The organism is Aeromicrobium ginsengisoli (genome assembly GCF_004134905.2).
GTDB lineage: Bacteria > Actinomycetota > Actinomycetes > Propionibacteriales > Nocardioidaceae > Aeromicrobium > Aeromicrobium ginsengisoli.
The window spans coordinates 577806-601001 of the sequence record NZ_SDPQ02000001.1; the positions used below are offsets into that span (position 1 = coordinate 577806).

General features: G+C 68.3%; 22 protein-coding genes and 1 pseudogene. 5 read left to right on the forward strand and 18 right to left on the reverse strand.

What is annotated here, in order from left to right:
* Positions 1-22 precede the first annotated feature (22 nt).
* Positions 23-514 (forward strand): Cys-tRNA(Pro) deacylase, encoded by a 492-nt coding sequence (ybaK, locus tag ESP70_RS02850; protein WP_149687848.1) that lies wholly within the window; start codon positions 23-25, stop codon positions 512-514.
* Here the strand turns inward: ybaK and ESP70_RS02855 are convergent.
* Positions 511-1005, reverse strand: coding sequence for a hypothetical protein (locus tag ESP70_RS02855; RefSeq protein WP_149687849.1), 495 nt, complete (start codon positions 1003-1005; stop codon positions 511-513). The two genes, ybaK and ESP70_RS02855, sit on opposite strands and share 4 nt — an antisense overlap.
* Positions 1002-4535: a DNA polymerase III subunit alpha gene (dnaE, locus tag ESP70_RS02860; protein WP_149687850.1), complete on the reverse strand. Its 3534-nt coding sequence runs from the start codon at positions 4533-4535 to the stop codon at positions 1002-1004. Before dnaE ends, ESP70_RS02855 begins: the two co-directional genes overlap by 4 nt.
* Positions 4536-4679: 144 nt before the next feature.
* On the opposite strand from dnaE, the gene ESP70_RS02865 reads away from it, so the two are divergent.
* Entirely contained in the window at positions 4680-5075 is a 396-nt protein-coding gene (locus ESP70_RS02865; protein ID WP_188110461.1) for an iron chaperone, read from the forward strand.
* Between the two features lies 1 nt (position 5076).
* Here ESP70_RS02865 and ESP70_RS02870 read toward each other — a convergent pair whose 3' ends face one another.
* Entirely contained in the window at positions 5077-6297 is a 1221-nt protein-coding gene (locus ESP70_RS02870) for a pyridoxal phosphate-dependent aminotransferase (protein ID WP_149687852.1), read from the reverse strand.
* Between the two features lie 148 nt (positions 6298-6445).
* Between ESP70_RS02870 and ESP70_RS02875 the strand changes: the two genes are divergently transcribed.
* Entirely contained in the window at positions 6446-7051 is a 606-nt protein-coding gene (locus tag ESP70_RS02875; RefSeq protein WP_149687853.1) for a TetR/AcrR family transcriptional regulator, read from the forward strand.
* Between the two features lie 34 nt (positions 7052-7085).
* Entirely contained in the window at positions 7086-8684 is a 1599-nt protein-coding gene (locus tag ESP70_RS02880) for an MFS transporter (protein ID WP_149687854.1), read from the forward strand.
* Between the two features lie 69 nt (positions 8685-8753).
* On the opposite strand, the gene ESP70_RS02885 is transcribed toward ESP70_RS02880, so the two are convergent.
* The 6 genes from ESP70_RS02885 to ESP70_RS02910 all read right to left on the reverse strand — a co-directional run bounded on the left by ESP70_RS02885 (position 8754) and on the right by ESP70_RS02910 (position 12197).
* A complete protein-coding gene (locus tag ESP70_RS02885) occupies positions 8754-9692 on the reverse strand; it encodes an RluA family pseudouridine synthase (protein WP_149687855.1) in 939 nt (312 codons plus the stop codon).
* Complete coding sequence (locus ESP70_RS02890) at positions 9689-10231, reverse strand: signal peptidase II (RefSeq protein WP_149687856.1); 543 nt, start codon at positions 10229-10231, stop codon at positions 9689-9691. The genes ESP70_RS02885 and ESP70_RS02890 overlap by 4 nt, the downstream gene beginning before the upstream one ends.
* A gap of 71 nt (positions 10232-10302) precedes the next feature.
* Positions 10303-10980: a DUF4304 domain-containing protein gene (locus ESP70_RS02895; RefSeq protein ID WP_149687857.1), complete on the reverse strand. Its 678-nt coding sequence runs from the start codon at positions 10978-10980 to the stop codon at positions 10303-10305.
* Positions 10980-11369, reverse strand: coding sequence for a hypothetical protein (locus ESP70_RS02900; RefSeq protein ID WP_149687858.1), 390 nt, complete (start codon positions 11367-11369; stop codon positions 10980-10982). Before ESP70_RS02900 ends, ESP70_RS02895 begins: the two co-directional genes overlap by 1 nt.
* Before the next feature lie 15 nt (positions 11370-11384).
* Positions 11385-11753 carry a hypothetical protein gene (locus ESP70_RS02905; RefSeq protein WP_149687859.1) on the reverse strand — a complete coding sequence of 123 codons (369 nt, stop codon included), beginning with the start codon at positions 11751-11753 and terminating at the stop codon, positions 11385-11387.
* Between the two features lie 42 nt (positions 11754-11795).
* Positions 11796-12197 carry a TraR/DksA family transcriptional regulator gene (locus ESP70_RS02910; RefSeq protein ID WP_056213346.1) on the reverse strand — a complete coding sequence of 134 codons (402 nt, stop codon included), beginning with the start codon at positions 12195-12197 and terminating at the stop codon, positions 11796-11798.
* A gap of 82 nt (positions 12198-12279) precedes the next feature.
* Here ESP70_RS02910 and ileS point away from each other — a divergent pair, with 82 nt between their 5' ends.
* Positions 12280-15423 carry an isoleucine--tRNA ligase gene (gene ileS, locus ESP70_RS02915; protein WP_149687860.1) on the forward strand — a complete coding sequence of 1048 codons (3144 nt, stop codon included), beginning with the start codon at positions 12280-12282 and terminating at the stop codon, positions 15421-15423.
* A 129-nt stretch (positions 15424-15552) separates the two neighbouring features.
* Here the strand turns inward: ileS and ESP70_RS02920 are convergent, their stop codons facing one another.
* The 9 genes and pseudogenes from ESP70_RS02920 to murG form a co-directional block, all read right to left on the reverse strand.
* A complete protein-coding gene (locus ESP70_RS02920) occupies positions 15553-16350 on the reverse strand; it encodes a DivIVA domain-containing protein (protein ID WP_149687861.1) in 798 nt (265 codons plus the stop codon).
* 124 nt (positions 16351-16474) lie between these two features.
* The gene (locus tag ESP70_RS02925) at positions 16475-16762 is read right to left on the reverse strand and encodes a YggT family protein (protein WP_149687862.1); all 288 of its coding nucleotides are present in this window, start codon (positions 16760-16762) and stop codon (positions 16475-16477) included.
* A 3-nt stretch (positions 16763-16765) separates the two neighbouring features.
* Positions 16766-17248 carry a cell division protein SepF gene (locus ESP70_RS02930; RefSeq protein WP_056213340.1) on the reverse strand — a complete coding sequence of 161 codons (483 nt, stop codon included), beginning with the start codon at positions 17246-17248 and terminating at the stop codon, positions 16766-16768.
* Between the two features lie 40 nt (positions 17249-17288).
* Positions 17289-17981, reverse strand: coding sequence for a YggS family pyridoxal phosphate-dependent enzyme (locus ESP70_RS02935; protein ID WP_149687863.1), 693 nt, complete (start codon positions 17979-17981; stop codon positions 17289-17291).
* Positions 17978-18700 carry a purine nucleoside phosphorylase YfiH/LACC1 family protein gene (locus ESP70_RS02940; protein WP_149687864.1) on the reverse strand — a complete coding sequence of 241 codons (723 nt, stop codon included), beginning with the start codon at positions 18698-18700 and terminating at the stop codon, positions 17978-17980. The genes ESP70_RS02935 and ESP70_RS02940 overlap by 4 nt, the downstream gene beginning before the upstream one ends.
* A 232-nt stretch (positions 18701-18932) precedes the next feature.
* A pseudogene (gene ftsZ / locus ESP70_RS02945) lies at positions 18933-19874 on the reverse strand (cell division protein FtsZ); the annotation flags it as partial.
* 123 nt (positions 19875-19997) lie between these two features.
* Positions 19998-20732, reverse strand: a complete 735-nt coding sequence (locus tag ESP70_RS02950; RefSeq protein ID WP_149687866.1) for a cell division protein FtsQ/DivIB — start codon at positions 20730-20732, stop codon at positions 19998-20000.
* Positions 20729-22126: a UDP-N-acetylmuramate--L-alanine ligase gene (murC, locus tag ESP70_RS02955; RefSeq protein WP_149687867.1), complete on the reverse strand. Its 1398-nt coding sequence runs from the start codon at positions 22124-22126 to the stop codon at positions 20729-20731. Before murC ends, ESP70_RS02950 begins: the two co-directional genes overlap by 4 nt.
* Entirely contained in the window at positions 22123-23196 is a 1074-nt protein-coding gene (gene murG, locus ESP70_RS02960; RefSeq protein ID WP_149687868.1) for an undecaprenyldiphospho-muramoylpentapeptide beta-N-acetylglucosaminyltransferase, read from the reverse strand. The genes murC and murG overlap by 4 nt, the downstream gene beginning before the upstream one ends.

The window sequence follows — 23196 nt, forward strand, 5'->3', positions numbered from 1 at the left end:
ACGGACGGGCTACCGTGGACTGGTGGCCGCCAACAAGAAGCCCACCGACGCAACACCTGCGTTCGTCGCGCTGCATCGCGCCAACATCCCGTTCACCCCTCACACGTACGTTCACGACCCGCGTGCCGAATCGTTCGGCATGGAGGCGGCTGCCGCACTCGGGGTCGAGCCGGGGCGGGTGTTCAAGACGTTGATGGCCGAGGTCGACGGTGAGCTGTGCGTCGGCGTGGTGCCGGTCATGGGATCGCTCGACCTCAAGGCACTCGCCGACGCCCTCGGCGGCAAGCGGGCCCAGATGGCCGATGCTGCGCAGGCGCAGCGGGCGACGGGCTACGTCATCGGCGGCATCTCGCCACTCGGCCAGAAGCGCAAGCACCGGACCGTGGTCGACAAGACCTCAGCGCAGTGGCCGACGATCTTCGTGTCCGGTGGCCGCCGCGGGCTGGAAGCCGAGGTGCAACCGAGCGACCTCATCCTGCTGACCGAAGCGGTCGTGGCGCGGATCGCTCGTTAGCCGAGGAACTGCTGTTCGTGCTCGGACTCGTCCAGACGGGTGGCCAGGAGCATCGTGACGATGAAACCGATCAGCCCGAAGATCGGCCACACCAGGAACGGCACGATGCCGTCGATCGCCAGTCGGGCCGGCACGTGGCCGCCGACGGACAGGTTCTTGACCGTCGACGGGTCGGGCGGTCCCAGCACGATGCCGAGGCGCCACGCGATCACCGCCGCGATCGACGTCAGCACCACGATGAACGGCGTCACGACCCACGTGAGGTCACGCAGCGTGAATGCCGCGAACACGCCCCAGGCGAGGCAGGCGACCACGCCGACGAGGACGAACATCACGATGACGCCGAACTGACCCTTGGACGCCGCCTCGTCCATCGCGAGACCCGTCCGAGTGACCTCCCACTTGGCGGGATCGGCGATCCGCTCCCACACGAAACCTGCCGCGACACCCAGAATGAGCATCGCGGCGGCAGAGAGCAGAAGTCTTCTCACGAGAGGCAATGGGGGCCCAGCAGCTCTTTCAGGTCGGCGATCAACGAGGACGACTGTGCCACACGCAGGCTGTCGTCGAGTCGCATGACCTTGGTCGAGCCGTTGCCGATCAGTCGCAGGTGCACCTCGGAGACACCCGGGTGCGCCGCGAGCACCTGCTTGAACGTGCTGATCGTGTCGGCCGTGCAGCGGGCCACCGGCAGGCTCACGACGAGCGGACGATCGGGCCCTCCGGTGTTCATCGCCGGGAGGGTGACCTCGAGGGCGTTGAGCTCGACGCCCTCGTCCTTGCGGCGTACGCGACCCTTGACCACGACGATCGTGTCGGGGATCAGCACCGGCATCGCCAGCTGGTAGGCGCCCGGGAACACCATGACCTCGATGCCGCCTTCGAGGTCCTCGATCGTGACCGAGGCCCACGAGTCGCCCTTCTTGCTCATGCGGCGCTGCACGCCCGTGATGAGTCCGCAGATGCGTACGGTGCTGCCGTCAGGCCGGTCGAGATCGGTGAGCAGCTCGCCGACCGTGCAGTCGCTGCTGGCCCTCAGCACGTGCTCGAGCCCTTGCAGCGGGTGGTCGGAGACGTAGAGGCCGAGCATGTCGCGCTCGAACGCCAGGAGCTGGGTCTTCTCCCACTCGGGCATCGTGTCGGGCACGTCGACCGTGCCGCCGGCGAACGCATCGTCCTCGCCGCCGAACAGCGAGTCCTGGCCGATCGCGGCCTGGCGCTTGAGGTCGATGTAGAGGTCGACGCCCTCCTCGGCGACCGTCGTCAGCGCGCGACGACGGTGACCGAGCGAGTCGAATGCCCCGGCCTTGATCAGCGAGTCGAGAACCCGCTTGTTGCAGACGAGCGTCGGCACCTTGCCGAGGAAGTCGTTGAAGTCCGTGTAGGCGCCGCTCTCGGTGCGGCCCTCGACGATGCCCGCCACGACGTTCTCGCCGATGTTGCGGATCGCGCCGAGACCGAACCTGATGTCGGCGCCGACCGAGGCGAAGTTGGAGACCGACTCGTTGACGTCGGGCGGCAGCACCTTGATGCCCATGCGACGGCACTCGTTGAGGTAGATCGCCGACTTGTCCTTGTCGCCTCGGGTGCTGGTGAGGAGCGCCGCCATGTATTCGGCCGGGTAGTTGGCCTTGAGGTAGGCCGTCCAGTAGGAGATGACGCCGTAGGCCGCGGAGTGCGCCTTGTTGAACGCGTAGTCCGAGAACGGCAGCAGGATGTCCCACAGCGTCGTGATCGCCTTCTGGCCGTAGCCGCGCTCGAGCATGCCGGCCTGGAAGCCGGCGTACTGCTTGTCGAGCTCGGACTTCTTCTTCTTGCCCATCGCGCGCCGCAGGTTGTCGGCTTGTCCGAGCGAGAATCCGGCCAGGACCTGCGCGATCTCCATGACCTGCTCTTGATAGACGATCAGGCCGTAGGTCTCGCCGAGCACCTTGGCGAGCGGCTCCTCGAGCTCGGGGTGGATCGGGTCGATCGGCTCACGGCCGTTCTTGCGGCGGGCGTACTTGTTGTGCGAGTCCGCGCCCATCGGGCCGGGGCGGTAGAGCGCGCCGACGGCCGAGATGTCCTCGAACTTGTCGGGCTTCATGCTGCGCAGGAGCGCGCGCATGGGTCCGCCGTCGAGCTGGAACACGCCGAGCGTGTCGCCGCGGGCCAGCAGGTCGTACGTCGCGGGGTCGTCGAACGTGAGGTCCTCGAGGACCAGGTCGATGTCGCGGTTGCGCTTGATGTTCTCGAGCGCGTCGTCGAGGACCGTGAGGTTGCGCAGGCCCAGGAAGTCCATCTTGACCAGCCCGAGCGCCTCGCACATCGGGTAGTCGAACTGGGTGATGATCGCGCCGTCCTGCTCGCGCTTCATGATCGGGACGATGTCGATCAACGGATCGCTCGACATGATGACGCCGGCCGCGTGGACGCCCCACTGGCGCACCTGGCCCTCGAGCCCGAGCGCGGTGTCGTAGATCTTGCGGACGTCGGCGTCGTCCTCGTACATGCGGCGGAAGTCGGCGCCGTCGCCGTAGCGCTTATGGTCCTTGTCGAAGATGTCGCGCAGGGCGACGCCCTTGCCCATGATGTCGGGCGGCAGCGCCTTGGTGATGCGCTCGCCGTGGCCGAACGGATAGTCCATGACGCGCGCGGCGTCCTTGATCGCTGCCTTGGACTTGAGCCGGCCGAACGTCGCGATCATCGCGACGCGCTCCTCGCCGTACTTGTTGCTGACGTAGCGGATGACCTCGCCGCGACGGCGCTCGTCGAAGTCGATGTCGAAGTCGGGCATCGAGGGACGCTCGGGGTTGAGGAAGCGCTCGAAGATCAGGCCGTGGGTCAGGGGGCAGAGATCGGTGATCCGCAGGGCGTACGCGGCGATCGAGCCGGCGCCCGAGCCGCGGCCCGGCCCGACGCGGATGCCGTTGTCCTTGGCCCAGTTGATGAAGTCGGCGACCACGAGGTAGTAGCCGCAGTAGCCCTTCTCACGGACGACGTCGAGCTCCATCTCGGTGCGAGCACGGACCTCGGGGGTCAGCTTGTCGCCGGGGTAGCGCGACTCGATGCCGCGCCACACCTCCTTGACGAACCAGCTCTCCTCGGTCTCGCCGGCGGGAATGTCGGCCCGCGCCATGTAGCCGCCGTTGGACTCGGTGAATTCGACCTCGCACCGCTCAGCGATCAGCAGCGTGTTGTCGCACGCCTCCTTGAGGTCGAACCGGTCCTCCCAGAGATCGCGCATCTCCTTGGCGGACTTGATGTAGTAGCCGCCGCCGTCGAGCCGGAACCGCTTGGGATCGGCGAGCGTCGTGCCGGTGCCGATGCACAGCAGCGCGTCGTGCGCCTCGGCGTCCTCGGGCGCGACGTAGTGCGAGTCGTTGGTCGCAATGACCGGAAGGCCCAGATCGGCCTTGAGCCGGAGCAGCCCCTCGCGTACGCGGGCCTCGATCTCCAGCCCGTGCTCCATGAGCTCCAGGAAGAAGCTCTCCTTGCCGAAGATGTCCTGGAACTCGGCGGCGGAGGCCCGCGCCTTCTCGTAGTTGCCGATGCGCAGCCAGGTCTGGATCTCGCCCGACGGGCAGCCCGTCGTCGCGATGAGGCCCTTGCCGTAGCGCTGCAGCAGCTCACGGTCGGCGCGCGGCTTGCGGTACTGCCCCTCGAGGCTCGCGTAGGACCCGATGCGGAACAGGTTGTGCATGCCCTCGGTCGTCTCGGACAGCAACGTCATGTGCGTGTAGGCACCGCGACCGGAGACGTCGTCGTCACCGCCCTTGTTCCACTGCACGGCCTTCTTCTCGGTGCGCGGGATGTTGGGCGTGAGGTAGGCCTCCATGCCGATGATCGGCTTGATCCCGCGCGCCTTGGCCTTGCTGTAGAAGTCGTAGGCACCGTGCAGGTTGCCGTGATCGGTCATCGCGATCGCCGGCATCTCGAGCTCGGCGGTGCGGTCGAACAGCGGGTCGAGCAGGGCGTGGCCGTCGAGCATCGAGTACTCCGTGTGCACGTGCAGATGCACGAATGGCGAGTCGCTCGACATCGAAAAATGGCCTCCTCGGCGCGATCGTGGGGGAAGGGCTTCAGCCTAGTCGAGGGCTCTGACGCTCCCGACCAACGCCGGCCGTGTCGTCCCGCCGTCACGCTGAAATTGTCCTTCTGGCCGCATCTCGACTACACCTGAGTGGTGACTGACGACAAGCAGAAGTTCACGACGGTCGACGAGTACATCGACGCGGCGACGTACGACGTCGAGCCACGGCTCGCCGAGACCCGCCGCATCATCCGCGCCGCGCTCCCCGATGCGGAGGAGACGATCAGCTACAACATCCCGGCCTACAAGCAGGACGGGGTCGTCGTGATCCAGTTCGCGGGCTACACCGAGCACACGTCGCTCAACCTGTTCCCGACGGCGGCCACGTACGCCCGGTTCGCCGACGAGCTCGCGCCCTACCGGACCAGCAAGTCCGCGATCCAGCTGCCGCTCGACCAGCCGCTGCCGGCCGACCTCATCGACGCCATCGCCCGGTTCCGTGCCGAGGAGGCCGCGGCGTTCGTCTCCCGCAAGCAGGCCGGGCGCTAGCTCAGACCTGGCGGTAGGTGCTCAGGAAGTTGCCGAGCCGCTGGATCGCCTCGGCGAGGTCGCGGGCCCACGGCAGCGTCACGATGCGCAGGTGGTCGGTGTCCGGCCAGTTGAACCCGGTGCCCTGCGTCAGCAGGATCTTCTCCTGCAGCAGCAGGTCGAGCACGAGCTGCTGGTCGTCCTTGATCGGGTAGACCTCGGGATCCAGGCGCGGGAAGGCGTACAGCGCGCCCTTGGGGGTCACGACGCTGACGCCGGGGATCTTGCGCAGCTCGTTGACGGCGGTGTCGCGCTGCTCCAGCAGGCGGCCGCCGGGCAGGATGAGCTCCTTGATCGACTGGTAACCGCCGAGCGCCACCTGGATCGCGTTCTGGGCCGGCACGTTGGGGCACAGCCGCATCGAGGCGAGCAGCGTGATGCCCTCGAGGTAGTCGCCGGCACGCTCCAGCGGCCCGGTCACGACGAGCCAGCCGGCGCGGTAGCCGCACACCCGGTAGGCCTTGGAGAGCCCGTTGAACGTCAGCGTCAGGACGTCGGGCGCGACGCTGGCCAACGGGATGTGGACCGCGTCGTCGTAGAGGATCTTGTCGTAGATCTCGTCGGCCATGAGGACGAGATCGTGCTTGCGGGCCAGGTCGGCGATCGCGTCGAGCGTCTCGCGGGAGTAGACCGCGCCGGTGGGGTTGTTGGGGTTGATCACGACGATGACCCGGGTGCGGTCGGTGATCTTGGACTCGAGGTCCTCGAGGTCGGGGTTCCAGTCGTTGTCCTCGTCGCACCGGTAGTGCACCGGCACGCCGCCGGCGAGGTTGGTGACCGCGGTCCACAACGGGTAGTCCGGCACCGGCACGAGGACCTCGTCGCCGTTGTCGAGCAGGGCCTGCAGTGCCATCTGGATCAGCTCGGAGACACCGTTGCCGATCCAGACGTCGTCGATGTCGATCGTCGGGAAGCCCTCTTGCAGCTGATAGTGGTGCACAACGGCGCGCCGGGCCGACTGGATGCCGCGCGAGTCGGAGTAGCCGGCCGAGCTGGGCAGCGCCGCGATGACGTCCTGCAGGATCTCCGCCGGCGCGTCGAAGCCGAACGGCTGCGGGTTGCCGATGTTGAGCTTCATGATCCGGTGGCCCTCGGCCTCCAGGGCGGCGGCTCGTGACGCGACGGGTCCACGGATGTCGTAGAGGACATCCCTCAGCTTTTCGGACTGGCGCACGATGCTCATGGACTCATTGTCCACGACCGCGGCACTCGCCCGGGCAGGTGCCGCCGCCGTGACATCTGGCACGGCGCAGGAACTTGTGCCCGAGGCGGGACCTGTCGTACGTTCTTGAAACGAAACCGTACCGTTTCATCCGTTCAAGCGAGGTCCCGTGTCCCCAGCAGCCCAACAGGCGTCCGCCGGCACCGTGACGCGCCCTCGTGTGGAAGGTGGGCGCGAGCAGGAGATCCTCGACGCCACCCTCCACGTCCTGGCCGAGGTGGGCTATGACCGCCTGACGCTCGACGCGGTTGCCGCCGAGGCAAAGGCGTCCAAGGCGACGCTCTACCGCCGTTGGAACGGCAAGGCCCAGCTGGTCATCGACGCCCTGATCTCCCACATGGGCGAGCCGGTCACGACCGACACGGGCACCCTGCGCGGTGACCTGATCGCGACCTACTGCGGAATGGGAGGGGTGACCGATCGTCATCAGATGGCGCTCGTCGGGAGCCTCATCACCGCCGTGAGCCGGGACCCGGAGTTCGCCGAGGTCTATCGCCGCGACGTCATCGCCCCCAAGATCGCCGTGAACGACGCGATCTTCGAGCGAGCCAAGGCACGCGGCGAGATCGACGCGGACGTCGACCTCGCGCTGATCAGCCCGTGCCTGCCCGGCATCGTCCTGCACCGCCTGTTCTTCCTCGGTGAGACACCCACCGAGGACCTGATCACCCGGGTCATCGACCAGGTCATCATGCCGGCCGTCACCAGCGGCTGAGCGCGTTCGCCACCACCCACACCGAAGGAATCCCATGACCGACGTCGAATCACTCGATCCTGCGGAGCCGAGCTCCCCCGAGACCGCCCCTGCCCCGCACGCGGGACTCGCCCTGGTGCTGATCCTGATGGCTCAGCTCATGGTCGTGCTCGACGGCACGATCGCCAACATCGCCCTGCCCTACATCGGGACCGACCTGGACATCTCGCAGGCCAACCTGACGTGGATCGTCACCGGGTACGCCTTGGCCTTCGGCGGCCTGCTTCTCCTGGGCGGTCGCCTCGGTGATCTCTACGGACGCCGCCTGCTCTTCATGAGCGGCCTGACGCTCTTCGCGATCGCCTCCCTGCTGGGCGGCCTCGCCCAGAACGAGGGCCTGCTGCTCGGCTCGCGGGCTCTGCAGGGCGTGGGCGCTGCCATGGCTGCCCCCGCTGCCCTCGCGCTGATCACCACGACGTTCCCGGCGGGTCCGCAGCGCAACCGCGCCATGGCGGCGTACGCCACGATGTCGGGCATCGGTGCCGCCATCGGGCTGATCCTCGGGGGCTGGCTGACCGGGCTCGACCAGCCGTTGGGGGTCGACGGCTGGCGCCTCACGTTCCTCATCAACGTCCCCATCGGCCTGTTGGCAGCCCTTGCCGCACCGCGCGTCCTCCGGGAGTCGGAGAAGCACACCGGCTGGCTCGACATCCCGGGCGCCGTCACCGGAACCCTGGGCCTGCTCGGTATCGTCTTCGGGCTGTCGCGCGCCGGCGAGAAGGCGTACGGCTGGGACCACGTCCAGACCATCGCCTCGCTGTCGGTCGGCATCGTCCTGCTGGTCAGCTTCGTGATCATCGAGTCGCGGGTCGACCACCCGCTGCTGCCGACGCGCATCTTCGCCAACCGCACGCGGGCGACGAGCTTCGTCGCGATGATGATCGCGCCGGCGGCGATGTTCGCCATGTTCTTCTACCTGAGCCTGTTCATCCAGCAGGTCATGGGCTACTCGTCGCTCAAGGCGGGCTTTGCCTTCCTGCCGTTCTCGTTCGGCATCGTGATCGGCGCCGGCCTCGTCTCCAACCTGGTCAGCCGGGTGGCTCCGCGATTCCTCGCCGGAGTCGGCACGTTGCTGGCCGCGGCCAGCCTGTTCATGTTCTCGAGGATCCCGATCGACGACTCCCCGGCGGGGGCGCTCGCAGCTGCCGCCCGTGGATCGGCCGATGTCTCCTACTGGGGCCACATCTTCCCGTACGTGCTCGTGATGGCGATCGGCATGGGCATGGTGTTCGTGCCGCTCACGCTCACCGCCGTGCACCACGTGCAGGCCGAGGACTCAGGCATCGGCTCCGGTGTGCTCAACACGATGCAGCAGGTGGGCGGCGCGCTCGGCCTCGCCGTGCTCAGCACCGTCGCGCTGCACTTCTCCGGCAACTCGCTGGACCAGGCAGCCGGGCCCGTGTCGCGGGCCGCGACCGATCCGAGCCTCGTCGAACGGGCCCTGTTCTTCGTGTCCTTCCACGACGGCGCGACCCACGCCTTCTTGGTCGCGGCGGGGTTGATGCTCGCCGCCTCGGCGATCATCTGGGTGTTCCTCGACGTCAAGCACACGGAGCTGGCCACTGACGGGCCCGAAGGCGTCCACGTCGGCTGACCCTCAGGTTTCGCCTCGCATGGCGACGGCCCGGCTCGTGGATCGAGCCGGGCCGTCGTGCGTACGGTTTCAGTCGAGGTCGCGTACGACGGCGAGCGCCTCGGTGAGGTCGTCGGGGTAGTCGGAGTCGAACTCGACGTAGTCCCCCGTGCGCGGGTGGAGGAAGCCGAGCTTCTTGGCGTGCAGCCATTGGCGGTCGAGTCCGACCTTCTTGGCCAGCGTCGGATCGGCGCCGTACATCAGGTCGCCGACGCACGGGTGGTGCAGCGCGCTCATGTGGACGCGGATCTGGTGCGTGCGGCCGGTCTCGAGCTTGATCGTCAGCAGGCTGGCGTAGCGGTGCGCCTCGAGCGTGTCGTAGTGCGTGACGCTCTCGCGGCCGCCGTCCTTGACCGTGAACTTGAAGTCGTGCTTGGGGTGCCGGGCGATCGGCGCGTCGATCGTGCCCATATGCGGATCGGGGTGGCCCTGCACGAGCGCGTGGTAGGTCTTGTCGACCGTACGGTCGCGGAACGCCTGCTTGAGCACGGTGTAGGCGTGCTCGGACTTCGCGACCGCCATGAGGCCGCTCGTGCCGACGTCGAGGCGGTGCACGATGCCACGGCGCTCCGGCGCTCCTGAGGTCGAGATCCGGATGCCGGCTCCGGCGAGGTGGTCGAGGACGGTCGGGCCGTACCAGCCGACGCTTGGGTGTGCGGCGACACCGACGGGCTTGTCGACGACCACGAAGTCGTCGTCCTGGAACACGATGCGCATGCCCTCGACCTCGGCGGCCACGACCGCGATGCGACGAGGTGCCGGGATCGACGCCTCGAGGATCGAGCCGGGCGTCACGCGGTCGGACTTGGCCGGCGCGAAGCCGTCGAGCGTCACGTGCCCGTCGGCGACCAGCTCACTGGCGCGCGTACGGGACAGGCCGAGCAGCCGGGCGAGGGCGCTGTCGACGCGTTCGCCGGCGAGCCCTTCGGGGACCTGGATGACCTTGTGCTCGAGGTCCTCGGCGGTCATGCCTTCACCTGCCGGGTGCCGTCGAGGCCGATGCCACGCCACGTGCGCCACACGATCACGACGGCGGCGACGGTCAGCGCGATGTCCGCGACGTTGCCGACGAAGACGCCGTAGTCGATGAAGTCGACGACGTGTCCCTTGAACGGCGCGGGCTCGCGGAAGATGCGGTCGCACAGATTGCCGACCGCGCCGGCGAACAACAGGCCGAGCCCGACGGCCCACCAGCGGTCGCGCAGGCGCGTGGCCATGCGTGCGACGGCGATCGATACGGCGACCGCGACGACGCTGAGCACCAGCGTGAAGCCGGCGCCGGTGCCGAGCGCGGCTCCCCCGTTGCGCAGGAACGACAGCGACAGGACGTGCGGGATCAGCTCGATCGACTCACGCCCCTGCAGCTTCTCGACCGCGAGCACCTTGGTCACCTGGTCCACGACGAGCGTCAGGGCAGCAACCACCACGAATAGGCGTACGTACGTGTGTGTGGCGGTCGGGCCGTGGTCGTCGCCAGGGCTCAGCGACGCTCCTCGCGCTGCTTGCATGTCATAGACGAGTCTCCCACACGGCACGCACAGTCACTCACCCGCGCGAGGCATCCCGATCCGGTTGCCGATCAGACCTCGGGATCCCTCGTGGTGATCCGCTCTACGAGGTCGGGCTCGCCAGCCTTGCGAAGAAAGCTCGCGAGGTAGTCGGCGTGGCTTCGAAGTACCGGTTTTGCGACATAGTCTTCCAGGATTTCCCGCGCCTCTCGGTCCCGGCTGAGCGCGTACAGCATATCCGCGAGATCGAGACCGCCCGCCGGACTCATTCCGATCGGGAACGGCCCGCCCCCGCGGAACGCGTCGAGAACCTCATCGTGATTGGTGAACCGTGAGAGCCAAGGCAACCCATCGTGCTCAAGACCGCGACGGGCGAGCTCGGTGCTTCCGTCGCCATCTAGTGGCCACCAGAGGTCTTCGCGAGCCCCTTGCAACTGCCCGATGGTGCGGCGAAGGTGGCAGTTGTACTCGTTGATCCATTCAGATCGAGGCGTCCCCGTGCGCCGGATCTGAGGAACGTAGACGCCGAAGTCGAGCCGGAAAGTCCCGTACCGTCGCTCGCGCAGCCCGGGCACCTCGGTCCAGGCGGGCGGCTCTTTGGGGTGCTGCCAGAAGTTCACGACATGCACGAGCCCGGACTCCGTGCGGCGATTGAACGAGTGCCGTCGCTTCTTGAAACCTTCGGCTTTCAGAAGCGGTGCATGTTCCGCAACCACTTCCGCCATCAATTCGGCTTCGGGTGTCGACATCAGACCTGTGCACCACCCTCGACGTCTCCCTCTTCAAGTCGGTTGTACTCATGCTCGGGCCACAGTCGACGGACCTCGTCCAGCGATGGATAATCGCTGATGTGAGGAGCGTGCGAACTGCACATCTGCCCGAAGAAGTCTGGGCGCGCAGTCCGAGTGCATCGGTCACCGTTCGGCTTTAACGCGGTGCAGCGCAGTTTTCGAACTGCTGACTTCATCAGCCGCTTGCGCTTCTCCTCAGTCTCGAACCAGATGCTCATGCCAAGAGGCTCTCGTTCGCCATTGGGGAGGCCCTGTGCGTCGAGCTCAGCTATCCGCGCGCCGTATTCGAGGTGCAGCAGACGGAACTCCTCGAACCACTCGGGCGGTGGCAGAGGCTTCTTCGTCATGTTCCGAGCCAACCGTCAGTTCCACAAATCTTCGGCGCCTCGACCCGATGGGTCAGACTCCAGAAGATCTTCCGAGACGCCGTCGAGCGGGTTGGGCTCTGTCAGGTCAACGACCTCATTGACTTGATCGAAGGGGACGAGCGCCCAACCGTGCTCGCCCGCCTCATCGTCGGGACCATGGTTCAAGGCGATCAAGTACAAGAGCCGGTGTGCCGTTTCGTACGAAGCGGCTCGCATGGCTGTGACCATGTCGTCGATCTGCGCGCCAGCGTCAATCGCGCGTCCGGCTGCCGGCAAATTGCGGACGGTGTCCGGCGTAGTCGCGAGGATTTCCTGCCAAACCGAACGCAGGAGGCTCTCTCGTCGCGGATCGGTCTCGCTCACGACCAGAGACCGATCAAGAGGAGGCGCGAGCGCGGAGGTTCGTCATCTTCTTTCCTCGCGCTGCTTGCATGTCATGCACAGTGTCGCACGCGGGAACGCCATCAAACGATTCTTGCCGATCGGCTCCCCGCAGACCTCGCACTGGCCGTAGGTGCCCTTCTCGAGGCGATCGAGGGCCTTCTCGGTCTGCAGCAGCAGCTCGCGCTGGTTGGCGGCCAACGACATCTCGGCGTCGCGCTCGAGCCCCTTGGACCCGACGTCGGCCTGGTCGTTGCCGGCACCGTCGACGCCGTCACGCAGCAGGTCCTGCAGCTCGCGAGCCGACTGGTCGAGCTCACCGCGCAACCTCACGAGGTCGGCCTCGAGCTCGGCGCGGACGGCCTTGGTCTCGGCGGCGGTCCAGGGCTTCTCGTCGGCTCGAACGGCGAGCTTGGTGTTTGGCATGCACGAAGATTAGACCCCCGCTGGGGCAAAGCCAACTCGCACCGCCGCCGTGTCGCCGCTGGTCACCCGTAGAATTGAAGGTGTGACCCAGCACGCGTCCTATCGCCCCGTCCCCGCCCACGTCGATCTGCCGGCGCTGGAGCGCGACATCCTCCAGCTGTGGGCCGACCAGGGCACGTTCGCAGCGAGTCTCGACACCCCTGACGATGCCCCTCGCTGGACGTTCTACGAGGGCCCTCCGACCGCCAACGGCACGCCCGGCACGCACCACGTCGAGGCACGCGTGTTCAAGGACGTCTTCCCGCGGTTCAAGACCATGCAGGGCTACCACGTCGACCGCAAGGCCGGCTGGGACTGCCACGGCCTGCCGGTCGAGATCGCGGTCGAGAAGGAGCTGGGCTTCAACGGCAAGCCCGACATCGAGGCCTACGGCATCGCCGAGTTCAACGCCAAGTGCCGCGAGGCCGTGGTCCGCAACGTCGATCTCTTCGAGGAGATGACGGACCGGATGGGCTACTGGGTCGACATGGCCAACCCCTACCGCACGATGGAGTCGTCGTACGTCGAGAGCGTCTGGTGGGCGCTGTCGACGATCTTCGACAAGGGCCTGCTGACCGAGGACTTCCGCGTCGCGCCCTATTGCCCGCGCTGCGGCACGACGCTGTCCGACCACGAGCTCGCGCAGGGCTACGAGACCATCACCGATCCATCGGTCTACGTACGCTTCCCACTGACCTCCGGCCCGCTCGCCGGCAAGGCAGCGATGCTGGTCTGGACCACGACGCCGTGGACACTGGTGTCCAACACCGCCGTCGCGGTCAACCCCGAGGTCACCTATGTCGCCGCGTCCAACGGCGAGGAGACGCTCGTCGTCGCCGAGCCGCTGCTGGCCAAGGCACTCGGTGAGGGCTGGGAGCCGACCGGCGAGTCGTTCAGCGGCACCGACATGGAGCGCTGGACGTACGAGCGGCCGTTCGACCTCGTCGAGTTCCCGGCACCGGCGCACTTCGTGGTGCTCGGCGACTACGTCACGACCGAGGACGGCACCGGCCTGGTGCACCAGTCCCCCGCGTTCGGTGCAGACGACATGGCGGTCTGCAAGGCGTACGACCTGCCGGTCGTCAACCCGATCACGCCCGACGGTCATTTCGAGGCCGACGTGCCCCTCGTCGGCGGACAGTTCTTCAAGACCGCCGACCGGGCGCTCGCCGACGATCTCGCGTCGCGCGGCCTGATGTTCAACGAGCTGGCCTACGAGCACTCCTACCCGCACTGCTGGCGGTGCCACACGCCGCTGATGTATTACGCACTCCCCGCCTGGTACATCCGCACCACGACGATCAAGGACAAGCTGCTCGCCGAGAACGCCGGCACCAACTGGTTCCCCGAGACGATCAAGAACGGCCGCTACGGCGACTGGCTGACCAACAACATCGACTGGTCGCTGTCGCGCAGCCGGTTCTGGGGCACGCCGCTGCCGATCTGGCGCAACGACGAGGACCCCAGCAAGCTCGTGTGCATCGACTCGCTGCGTGAGCTGTCGGAGCTGACCGGACGCGACCTGACCGACCTCGACCCGCACCGCCCGTTCATCGACGAGGTGACGTTCGAGATCGAGGGCCAGTCCGGGACCTACCGGCGCGTGCCCGACGTCATCGACGCGTGGTTCGACTCCGGCTCGATGCCGTTCGCCCAGTGGGGCTACCCGCACGTCGAGGGCTCCAAGGAGAAGTTCGAGCAGGCCTACCCGGCGCAATACATCTGCGAGGCGATCGACCAGACCCGCGGCTGGTTCTACTCCCTCATGGCCGTCGGAACGCTGGTGTTCGACCAGAGCTCCTACGAGAACGTCGTGTGCCTGGGCCACATCCTCGCCGAGGACGGCAAGAAGATGAGCAAGCACCTCGGCAACATCCTGCTGCCGATGCCACTCATGGACGAGCACGGTGCGGACGCGCTGCGCTGGTTCATGGCGTGCTCCGGCTCGCCGTGGTCGCCGCGCCGCATCGGGCACACCGCCCTGTCCGAGATCGTCCGCAAGGTGCTGCTGACGTACTGGAACACCGCGGCCTTCCATGTGCTCTATGCCCGCACGGAGGGCTGGACGCCGGCTGACGGCGAGGTGCCACCGGTCGCCGAGCGCGAGGTGCTCGACCAGTGGCTGCTGTCGGAGCTGCACACCCTCACCCGCGACGTCACCGCCTCGCTCGAGACGTTCGACACGCAGGCCGCTGGTGCCCGCATCGCGACGTTCGTCGACGACATGTCCAACTGGTACGTCCGCCGGTCGCGCCGCCGGTTCTGGCGCGGCGACGCTGCCGCGTTCGCGACGCTCCACGAGACGCTCGACGTGCTGACCCGTCTCATGGCGCCGCTGACCCCGTTCATCGCCGAGCGCGTCTGGCAGGACGTCATCCTGCCGGTCACGCCGGACGCGCCCCAGTCGGTGCACCTGTCCACCTGGCCGGTCGCTGACGAGTCCCTCATCGTCGAAGGCCTCGGTGCCCGCGTCGACCTGGCTCGCCGCGTCACCGAGCTCGGCCGTGCAGCACGCGCGGAGGCCAAGGTACGTACGCGCCAGCCGCTGCGCCGCGCCCTCGTCGCGTCTGGCGCCTGGCAGCAGCTCGGCGACGACCTGCGCGGCCAGGTCTGCGAGGAGCTCAACGTCGGCTCGCTGGAGTCCCTCGCCGACGCCGGCGGCGACCTCGTCGACCACTCGGCCAAGGGCAACTTCCGCAACCTCGGCAAGCGGTTCGGCAAGCAGACGCCACAGGTCGCGGCCGCGATCGCCGGCGCCGATGCCGCCGCTATCGCCGCGTCACTCGCCTCGACCGGCGCTGCGACGGTCGAGGTCGACGGCTCGTCGGTCGAGGTCGGACCCGACGACGTCATCATCTCCGAGCGCCCGCGCGAGGGCTGGTCCGTCGTCAACGACCAGGGCGAGACGGTCGCACTCGACCTCGAGCTCGACGACGAGCTGCGGCTGGCCGGCTTCGCCCGTGAGGCGATCCGCGTCGTCCAGGAGGCACGCAAGTCCTCCGGACTCGACATCAGCGACCGCATCACGCTGTCCTGGACGGCGTCGGGTCAGATGGCCGAGGCGCTCCGGACCCACGAGGCGTTGATCTCCGACGAGGTGCTGGCGACGTCAATCAGCGAGGTCGCCGACGCGTCGGACTTCGCCGACGAGGAGCTCGGTTTCGGCTTCACCCTCGCCAAGGCGTGACGCCGCGGCAGGCAGCGGTCCTTGAGCGTGTCGAAAGGACGTCCTTTCGACACGCTCAAGGACCGACCCCAGGTATGACGAAGGGCCCCCCACCTTGCGGTGAGGGGCCCTTCGTGGATCAGATCCTGCTCAGAAGCTCTCGTCGTCGCCCAGCAGGGACCGGAGCCGGCGGGGACCCGCCTCGGCCGGGGCCTGGACAGGCTGTGAGCTGTTGGTGCTCTCGTTGGCCGCGAGCTGGTCGAGCTGGCTCTGGAAGTAGTTCTTGAGCCGGGCGCGGTACTCACGCTCGTAAGCCCGCAGGTGCTCCACCTCGCGCTGGATCTCGTAGCGATCCCGCTCGATCGTGGCGACGGCCTGCTGGCGGCGCTCGTTGGTCTCGTCATCGAGCTTCTGCGCGCGGATGCGGGCATCGGTCTCGAGTCGGTCAGCCTTGCCACGCGCCTCGTTGACCAGACGCTCGGCCTTGGCACGAGCCTCACCGACGATGCGGTCAGCCTCTTCCTTGGCAGCCTCCATGAGCTGGTCGGCGTTGGACGACGCGATCTCCAGCAGCCGGGCCGCAGCGGACGACGCGTCACCCATCGACGGCGCACTGCGAGTCGGCTCCGGCGCGGCGACAGGCGCCTGCGGGATCGGCTCGGGCGCCGGCGGAGGCGGCGTGTACTGCTGCACGGGCTCCTGGACGGCCGGTGTCGGCGCAGCCTGCGGAGCCGGGGTCGCCGGCTGGACTGCGGGGATGAGACCGGTCGGTTCGCCGGTTGATGCGGCGGCTACCTTGGCGCGAAGTTCTTCGTTCTCGACCGTGAGTCGCTCGAGCTCGGCCTCGACCTCGTCGAGAAACTGATCCACTTCGCCCATGTCATAGCCCTCGCGAAGACGGACAGGCGTAAAGCGTTTGTTACGCACGTCCTCTGGCGTCAATGGCATGAGTACACCTCGGGGTTGGGGTTAGTCCTGGGGACTCTGAGCCTCCACCGTACTCTGCCGAAGTTCACTTCCTCCACAGGAGTCCCAAACTCAGCGGGTCGCGGTACGGACTCTTGGGAACCTCTCAGAAGACGTTGATGACGATCCGCTGGAGGATGTAGATGCCCAACAGCAGGATCATCGGCGACAGGTCGAGCATGACATTGCCGAGCCGCAACGGCGGAAGCACCCGTCGCACGGCACGCAGTGGCGGGTCGGTGATCGAGTAGAGGCCTTCGCAGAGCACCAGGACCAGTCCTCGCGGCCGCCAGTGCCGCGCCAGCATCTGCACCCAGTCCAGCACGAGCCGGGCGATCAGGACGACGAACGCGATGTAGAGGAGGAGAAGGAGGATTCCGCCAACTTGCTCCATGCGTCAGCTCTGGTTGTAGAAGCCGCCGGCAGCGATGCGCTGCTTGTCCTCGTCCGTCACCGTGATGTTCTCGGGCGACAGGAGGAAGACCTTGGCGGTGACACGGTTGATCGAGCCGTGCACGGCGAACACGAGACCCGCGGCGAAGTCGACGAGTCGCTTGGCGTCGTCGTCGTCGATCTCCGAGAGGTTCATGATGACCGGCACGCCGGAGCGGTAGTGCTCGCCGACCGTGCGGGCGTCGTTGTAGGTCCGCGGGGTCACGGTCTCGATGCGGGCGAGGTCGGACGCCTGCGATGCGCGGCGCTCGGGGCGACGCTCAGGACGGCGGTGGTCGTCGATGCTCGAGACCGGCGCCGGGCGCACGACAGCAGGCTGCCGGCTCACGGGTGCGGGGTCGTCGATGTCATCCTCGAACTCGTCGTCGAAGTCAGCTTGTTCCACGAGGCCGAGGTATTCGCCGACCTTACGCATTGCGCCAGCCATGAGAACTCCGTGTGTGCGATCGGAAATGACATCACTGAGATTACCCCGCGGGAGGGCGCTCACCGAGCACCGAGCGCCCGATGCGCAGGTGTGTCGCGCCGGCCGCGACCGCGGCCTCGAAGTCTCCGCTCATTCCCGCGGAGACGATCACGGCATCCGGGTGCTCCGTGCGGAGGTCGTGCGAGAGGCGTACGAGGTGGTCGAAGTGCGGGGCCGGGTCCTCCCCGAGCGGTGCCACCGTCATGAGCCCGCCGAGCGTCAGGTGGTCGGCCCCGGCGATCGCGGCGGCCAGCTCTGGTACGCCCGACGGCACAACGCCCGAGCGTCCCGGATTGGTCGCATCGAAGTCGACCTGCACGAGGCACGGCAGCGTACGCCCGGCCGCCTCGGCTCCGCGGGACAGTGCGTTGACGAGCTTGACCCGGTCGACGCTGTGGACCATGTCGGCGTAGCGCGCCACGGCGCCCGCCTTGTTGGTCTGGAGTCCGCCCAAGAAGTGCCAGCGCACCGCCGCCTCGACCTCCGCGGCCTTGTCACCGGCTTCGGGATGACGGTTCTCGCCCACGTCCTGCACCCCGAGCTCCGCCAGGAGCTCGACGTCGGACGCAGGGTAGGTCTTGGTGACGACGATCAGGGTGATTTCGTCGCGATCACGACCCGCCGCCGTGCAGGCATCGGCGATGCGCTGCTCGGTGTCGGCGAGGCCGTCGCGCAGCTCATCCAGTCTGGTCATGGCTTGATCATCGCAACCGCGCCGAAGCGACCAGAGTCCTGCCCCTGACGACGGTAGGAGTACCACTGCTCGTCCTCGATCGTGCACTCGTGCGCGCCGAGGTCAGTCACGGCGACGCCGAGGCCTTGCAGCTGCGCGACGACACCTGCGCCGACGTCGACCGCAGGCGTGCCCCACGAGGTCGTCGAGCGCGCCTCGGGCACCACGGCCGCGACGGCGTCGGCCATCTCCTCGGGCAGCTCGTAGCAACGCCCGCACGCTCGGGGCCCCACCCACGCCTCGATCGTCGTGGCTCCGCGCAGCCGCAGTGCCTCGACGGCCGACCTGACGACCCCCTTGACGAGCCCTTCGCGGCCGCAGTGCACGACGCCGGCCAACGGCTCCTCGGGTGCGGCCAGGACGATCGGGGTGCAGTCGGCGACACGGACGAGCACGCCGACACCAGCGGTGTCGGTCAGCAGCGCGTCGGCCACCGGGATCTCGTCGTCGGCGAAGTCGTCGGCCCACACCACATCGGCACCGTGGACCTGGGTCATCCGGGCGAGTCGGTCGAGGCCGAGCTCGACCCTCAACCGTTCGAGGTTGCGGGCCACCCGGTCCGGGTCGTCGCCGTTCGACGTCCCGAGGTTGAGCGCCGCCCACGGACCGTCACTCGAGCCGCCGCGGCGGTCGGTGAAGGCGAACGCGACCCGCCCGAGCTCTCCGGCGTGCCAGAGCAACTCAGCGAAGGAAGTCGGGCACGTCGAGGTCGTCGCCGTACTCGGTGGGTACGGGGTCCGGCGGGACCGTGACGTTGCCGGCGCCGTCCTCGGGGGCCTTGGGGCCGTCGAGGTAGGGATCCGGGTCGAGGAAGCTCTGCGCCGTCGGCGGCGTCGCGACCGTGCTGGCCGGCTCCGGCTTGGCGGTCTCCTTGAGCAGCGCGGGCTTGGTCGCGTCGCGCAGCATCGGCTCGCCACCGTCGAAGCCTGCCGCGATGACCGTGACCCGCACCTCGTCACCGAGCGCGTCGTCGATCACGGCGCCGAAGATGATGTTGGCGTCCGGGTGCACCGCGTCGGCCACGAGACCCGCGGCCTCGTTGATCTCGAACAGGCCGAGGTCGGAACCACCCGCGATCGACAGCAGCACACCGCGTGCACCCTCGATCGACGCCTCGAGCAACGGGCTCGAGACGGCGCTCTCAGCGGCGACGGCCGCGCGATGCTCGCCCCGGGCCGAGCCGATGCCCATCAGGGCCGAGCCGGCGTCGGACATCACCGACTTGACGTCGGCGAAGTCGAGGTTGATCAGGCCGGGCGTCGTGATGAGGTCGGTGATGCCGGAGACGCCCTGGTGCAGGACCTGGTCGGCCTGGCGAAACGAGTCGAGCAGACTGACGTTGGGGTCGCTGATCGACAGCAGCCGGTCGTTGGGGATCACGATGAGGGTGTCGACCTCGTCGCGCAGCGCCTGGATGCCGGCGTCGGCCTGGCCCGAACGGTTGCGACCCTCGAACTTGAACGGCCGGGTCACGACACCGATCGTCAGTGCGCCGAGCGAGCGAGCGATGCGGGCCACGACGGGCGCGCCACCGGTGCCGGTGCCACCGCCCTCGCCGGCCGTCACGAAGACCATGTCGGCACCCTTGATGGCCGCCTCGATCTCCTCGGCGTGGTCCTCTGCGGCGCGCTTGCCGATCTCGGGGTTGGCGCCCGCGCCGAGCCCGCGGGTCGAGTCGCGTCCGACGTCGAGCTTGACGTCCGCGTCGCTCATCAGCAGTGCTTGGGCGTCGGTGTTGATCGCGATGAACTCGACTCCCTTGAGTCCCACCTCGATCATGCGGTTGACGGCGTTGACGCCGCCTCCGCCGATGCCGACGACCTTGATCACGGCGAGATAGTTCTGTACCGCCATCGTGTGTCCTTCCGGAATGTGTGGAACTCTAACCCTGAGGTGGAGGTTTATAGTTATGTCAACCTCTGACTCATGTGAAACGGTACGCGCGCGGACCCGGCATGCCGGTCCGACACGCCGGGCCTACTGGCGCGTCGTGGGTTGGTCGGGCGCGCTGACGTCATAACGCTTCGCGTCGATGCGCAGCAGCGCCCGCAGGACGGTCAGCTTGTGCGACGAGTCGGCCCTGCTCCCCCACATGACCGTGCGGCCCTGGGTCAGGTTGAGCTCGATCGAGTCCTTGCTCGCGGCGTCGATCGCCTGCACCTGCTTGCGCAGGGCCGGGTCCTCGTCCTCGATGAGCTGCACGACCGCCGCAACCGCCGCGAGGGTCTGCTGGCGACGCCGCGGGTTGGTCTCGGTCACGTCCGCCTCGAGGAGCTTCTTGGGCGGTTGGTCGTACGACCGGAAGTCGATCCCGTAGCGGTCGAGCCCCCGGATCGTGCCGCCCACCGTCAGCCACGCGACGGGCGTGCGCTCGACCACCTCGATGCGGACCGTGTGGAGCCATGAACGGGAGACCGTGACGCTCTGGACGCGTTCCATCGACGCCACGCGGGCCTCGATCGCCGAGACGTCGACGCGGGCCAGCGGCTGGCCGATGCGGACGTTGGCGACCTGGCGGATCTGCGACTCCTTGAGGGTCGTCTCGCCGTCCACCGCGACCCGGCGCACCGCCAGAACACTCGAGAACATCACGAGCCAGATGAGGGTCGCGACGACGATGACCACGAGCACGACGATCCCGGCCCGCTTGAGCCGGCGCCGGCGCTCGTAGGCTGCCCGCGCCTCGAACCGCTCGTCCGTCGTGAGGGTCATGCTTCCAGCGCTGTCAGGACTGCTGGGCCAACGGTGGTGATGTCGCCGGCTCCAAGGGTCAGCAACAGGTCACCGGGCCGTAGCTCTGGCACCACGACGTCGGCGAGGCCACCGACCGGACCGCCGAGGGTGGCCTCCGTGCCGCGGATCGCGTCGACGATCAGGGCCGACGTGACGGCTGGGTCAGGATCCTCGCGCGCGAGATAGATGTCGGCGACGAACACCCGGTCGGCGGCCGACAATGCCTCCCCCATCTCGGCGCCGTAGAGGCGGGTGCGGCTGACCAGGTGTGGTTGGTAGGCGACGACGAGCCGGTCGCCCCCGGCGATCGAACGCGCTGCGGCGAGGTCAGCCCGGATCTCGGTCGGGTGGTGCGCGTAGGAGTCGTAGACCCGGACGCCGCCGGCGGCGCCGAGCAGCTGCATGCGGCGGTTGGCGCCGGTGTAGGCGGTCAGGCCGGCGGCAAGCAGGTCGACGTGCTCACCGAGCAGCAGCCCCGCGCCGAGGGCGAGCATCGCGTCCTGCGCGTAGTGCGCGCCGGGCACTGACAGGCGTACGGGACCGAGGTCGACGCCATGGAGCGAGGCGGCGAAGGTCGACGACGCACCGTCGACGACGAGGTCGCGACCCCGCAGGTCGGCGTCGTCGGCGAATCCCGCGAGCAGGACCTCGAGCCCACGACGCCGCGCCGGCTCGACGAGCGCGCGCGCACCGGCGTCGTCGGCGTTGAGCACCACGAACCCGCCGACCGTGGAGATGAACTCGTCGAAGGCTGCCGCGTAGGCCTCGACCGTGCCGTAGTTGTCGAGGTGGTCCGCGTCCACGTTGGTGACGATCGCGCCCTCGGGTGCGTAGTGCAGGAACGCGCCGTCGCTCTCGTCCGCCTCCGCCACGAACAGGTCGCTGCGGCCGAGCCGTGCGTTGGCGCCCAAGCTGGCGACCTCAGCGCCGATCGCGAACGAGGGCTCCGCGCCGGCGGCGATCAACGCGCACGTCAGCATGCCGGTCGTGGTGGTCTTGCCGTGGGTGCCGGCGACGGCGACGGTTCGACGCCCCGCCATGAGCGAGCGCATGCCGGCCGACCTCGGCCACAAGCGCAGTCCGCGGCGCTGCGCCTCGACGATCTCGGGGTTGTCGTCACGCACCGCAGTCGAGGCGATCACGGTGTCGATGCCCTCGAGGTGCGCGGCGTCGTGGCCGACGAAGCACGTGATGCCCTCCTCGCGCAGGGCGTCGACGACGGCCGACTGGTTGGCGTCGCTGCCGCTGACACGTACGCCCTGCTGCGCCATGAGGCGCGCGATCGCGGACAGGCCGGCGCCGCCGATGCCCACGAGGTGCACGGCGCCGATGTCTCCGGCCGCCGGTACCTCGTGCGGGAAGGGGATCTTCACCGTCCGGCAGCCTTCTGGATCAGGTCGGCCAGCTTGCGGTCGGCGTCGCGCGGCACGATGCCCGACGCGGCGGCCGACATCGCGGCGAGCCGTCCCGGGTGCGACACGAGCGGGATCACGACGTTGTCGATCCATGCAGGAGTCAGCGCCGCGTCGTCGATCAGCAGTGCTCCCCCGGCCTGCACGACCGGATGCGCGTTGTGCGCCTGCTCGCCGTTGCCGATCGGCAGCGGGACGAACGCGGCCGGCAGCCCGACGGCGGCGACCTCGGTGACGGTGTTGGCGCCAGCACGGCAGACGATGAGGTCGGCGGCGGCGTAGGCGAGGTCGATCCGGTCTATGTAGGGCAGGACGACGTAGGGCGGGTCATTCGGCCTGGGCTGCACGGGGACCTCGTCGGGGCGTCCTGCGGCGTGCAGCACCTGGACGCCCGCGTCCGCCAGGTCGCGGGCAGCAGCGGCGATCGTCTGGTTGATGCGTCGCGCGCCCTGCGATCCCCCAGTGACGAGCAAGGTCGGCCGGTCGGGGTCGAGGCCGAAGTGGGCCCGGCCCTCAGCGCGTACGGCGGGACGGTCGAGGCCCGAGATCTCACGGCGGATCGGCAGGCCGATGTAGTGCGCGTGCGGCAGGTCGGTGTCGGGGAAGCTTGTCGCGACGTGCTCGGTGAATCGCGCGCCCATCTTGTTGGCGATGCCCGGGATCGCGTTGCCCTCGTGCACGACCAATGGGATGCGCCGGCGACGGGCGACGAGGTAGGCCGGCACCGAGACGTAGCCGCCGAAACCGACGATGACATCCGGGCGCACGCGGTCGATGACCTCTCCGGTCGCCTTGACCGCCGCCCGCAGCTTGCCGGGGACCTGGACCATCGCCTTGCCGGGCTTGCGTGGCAGCGGGACCGGCGGGACGAGCTCGAGCGGATAGCCCGCCTCGGGGATCAGCGTGACCTCGAGGCCGCGTGGGGTCCCGAGGCAGGTGATGTCGACGCCGGCCTCGCTCAGGACCGCAGCGGTGGCCAGGAGCGGCGACGTGTGACCGGCGGTTCCTCCGCCGGCTAGCAACGCACGCAC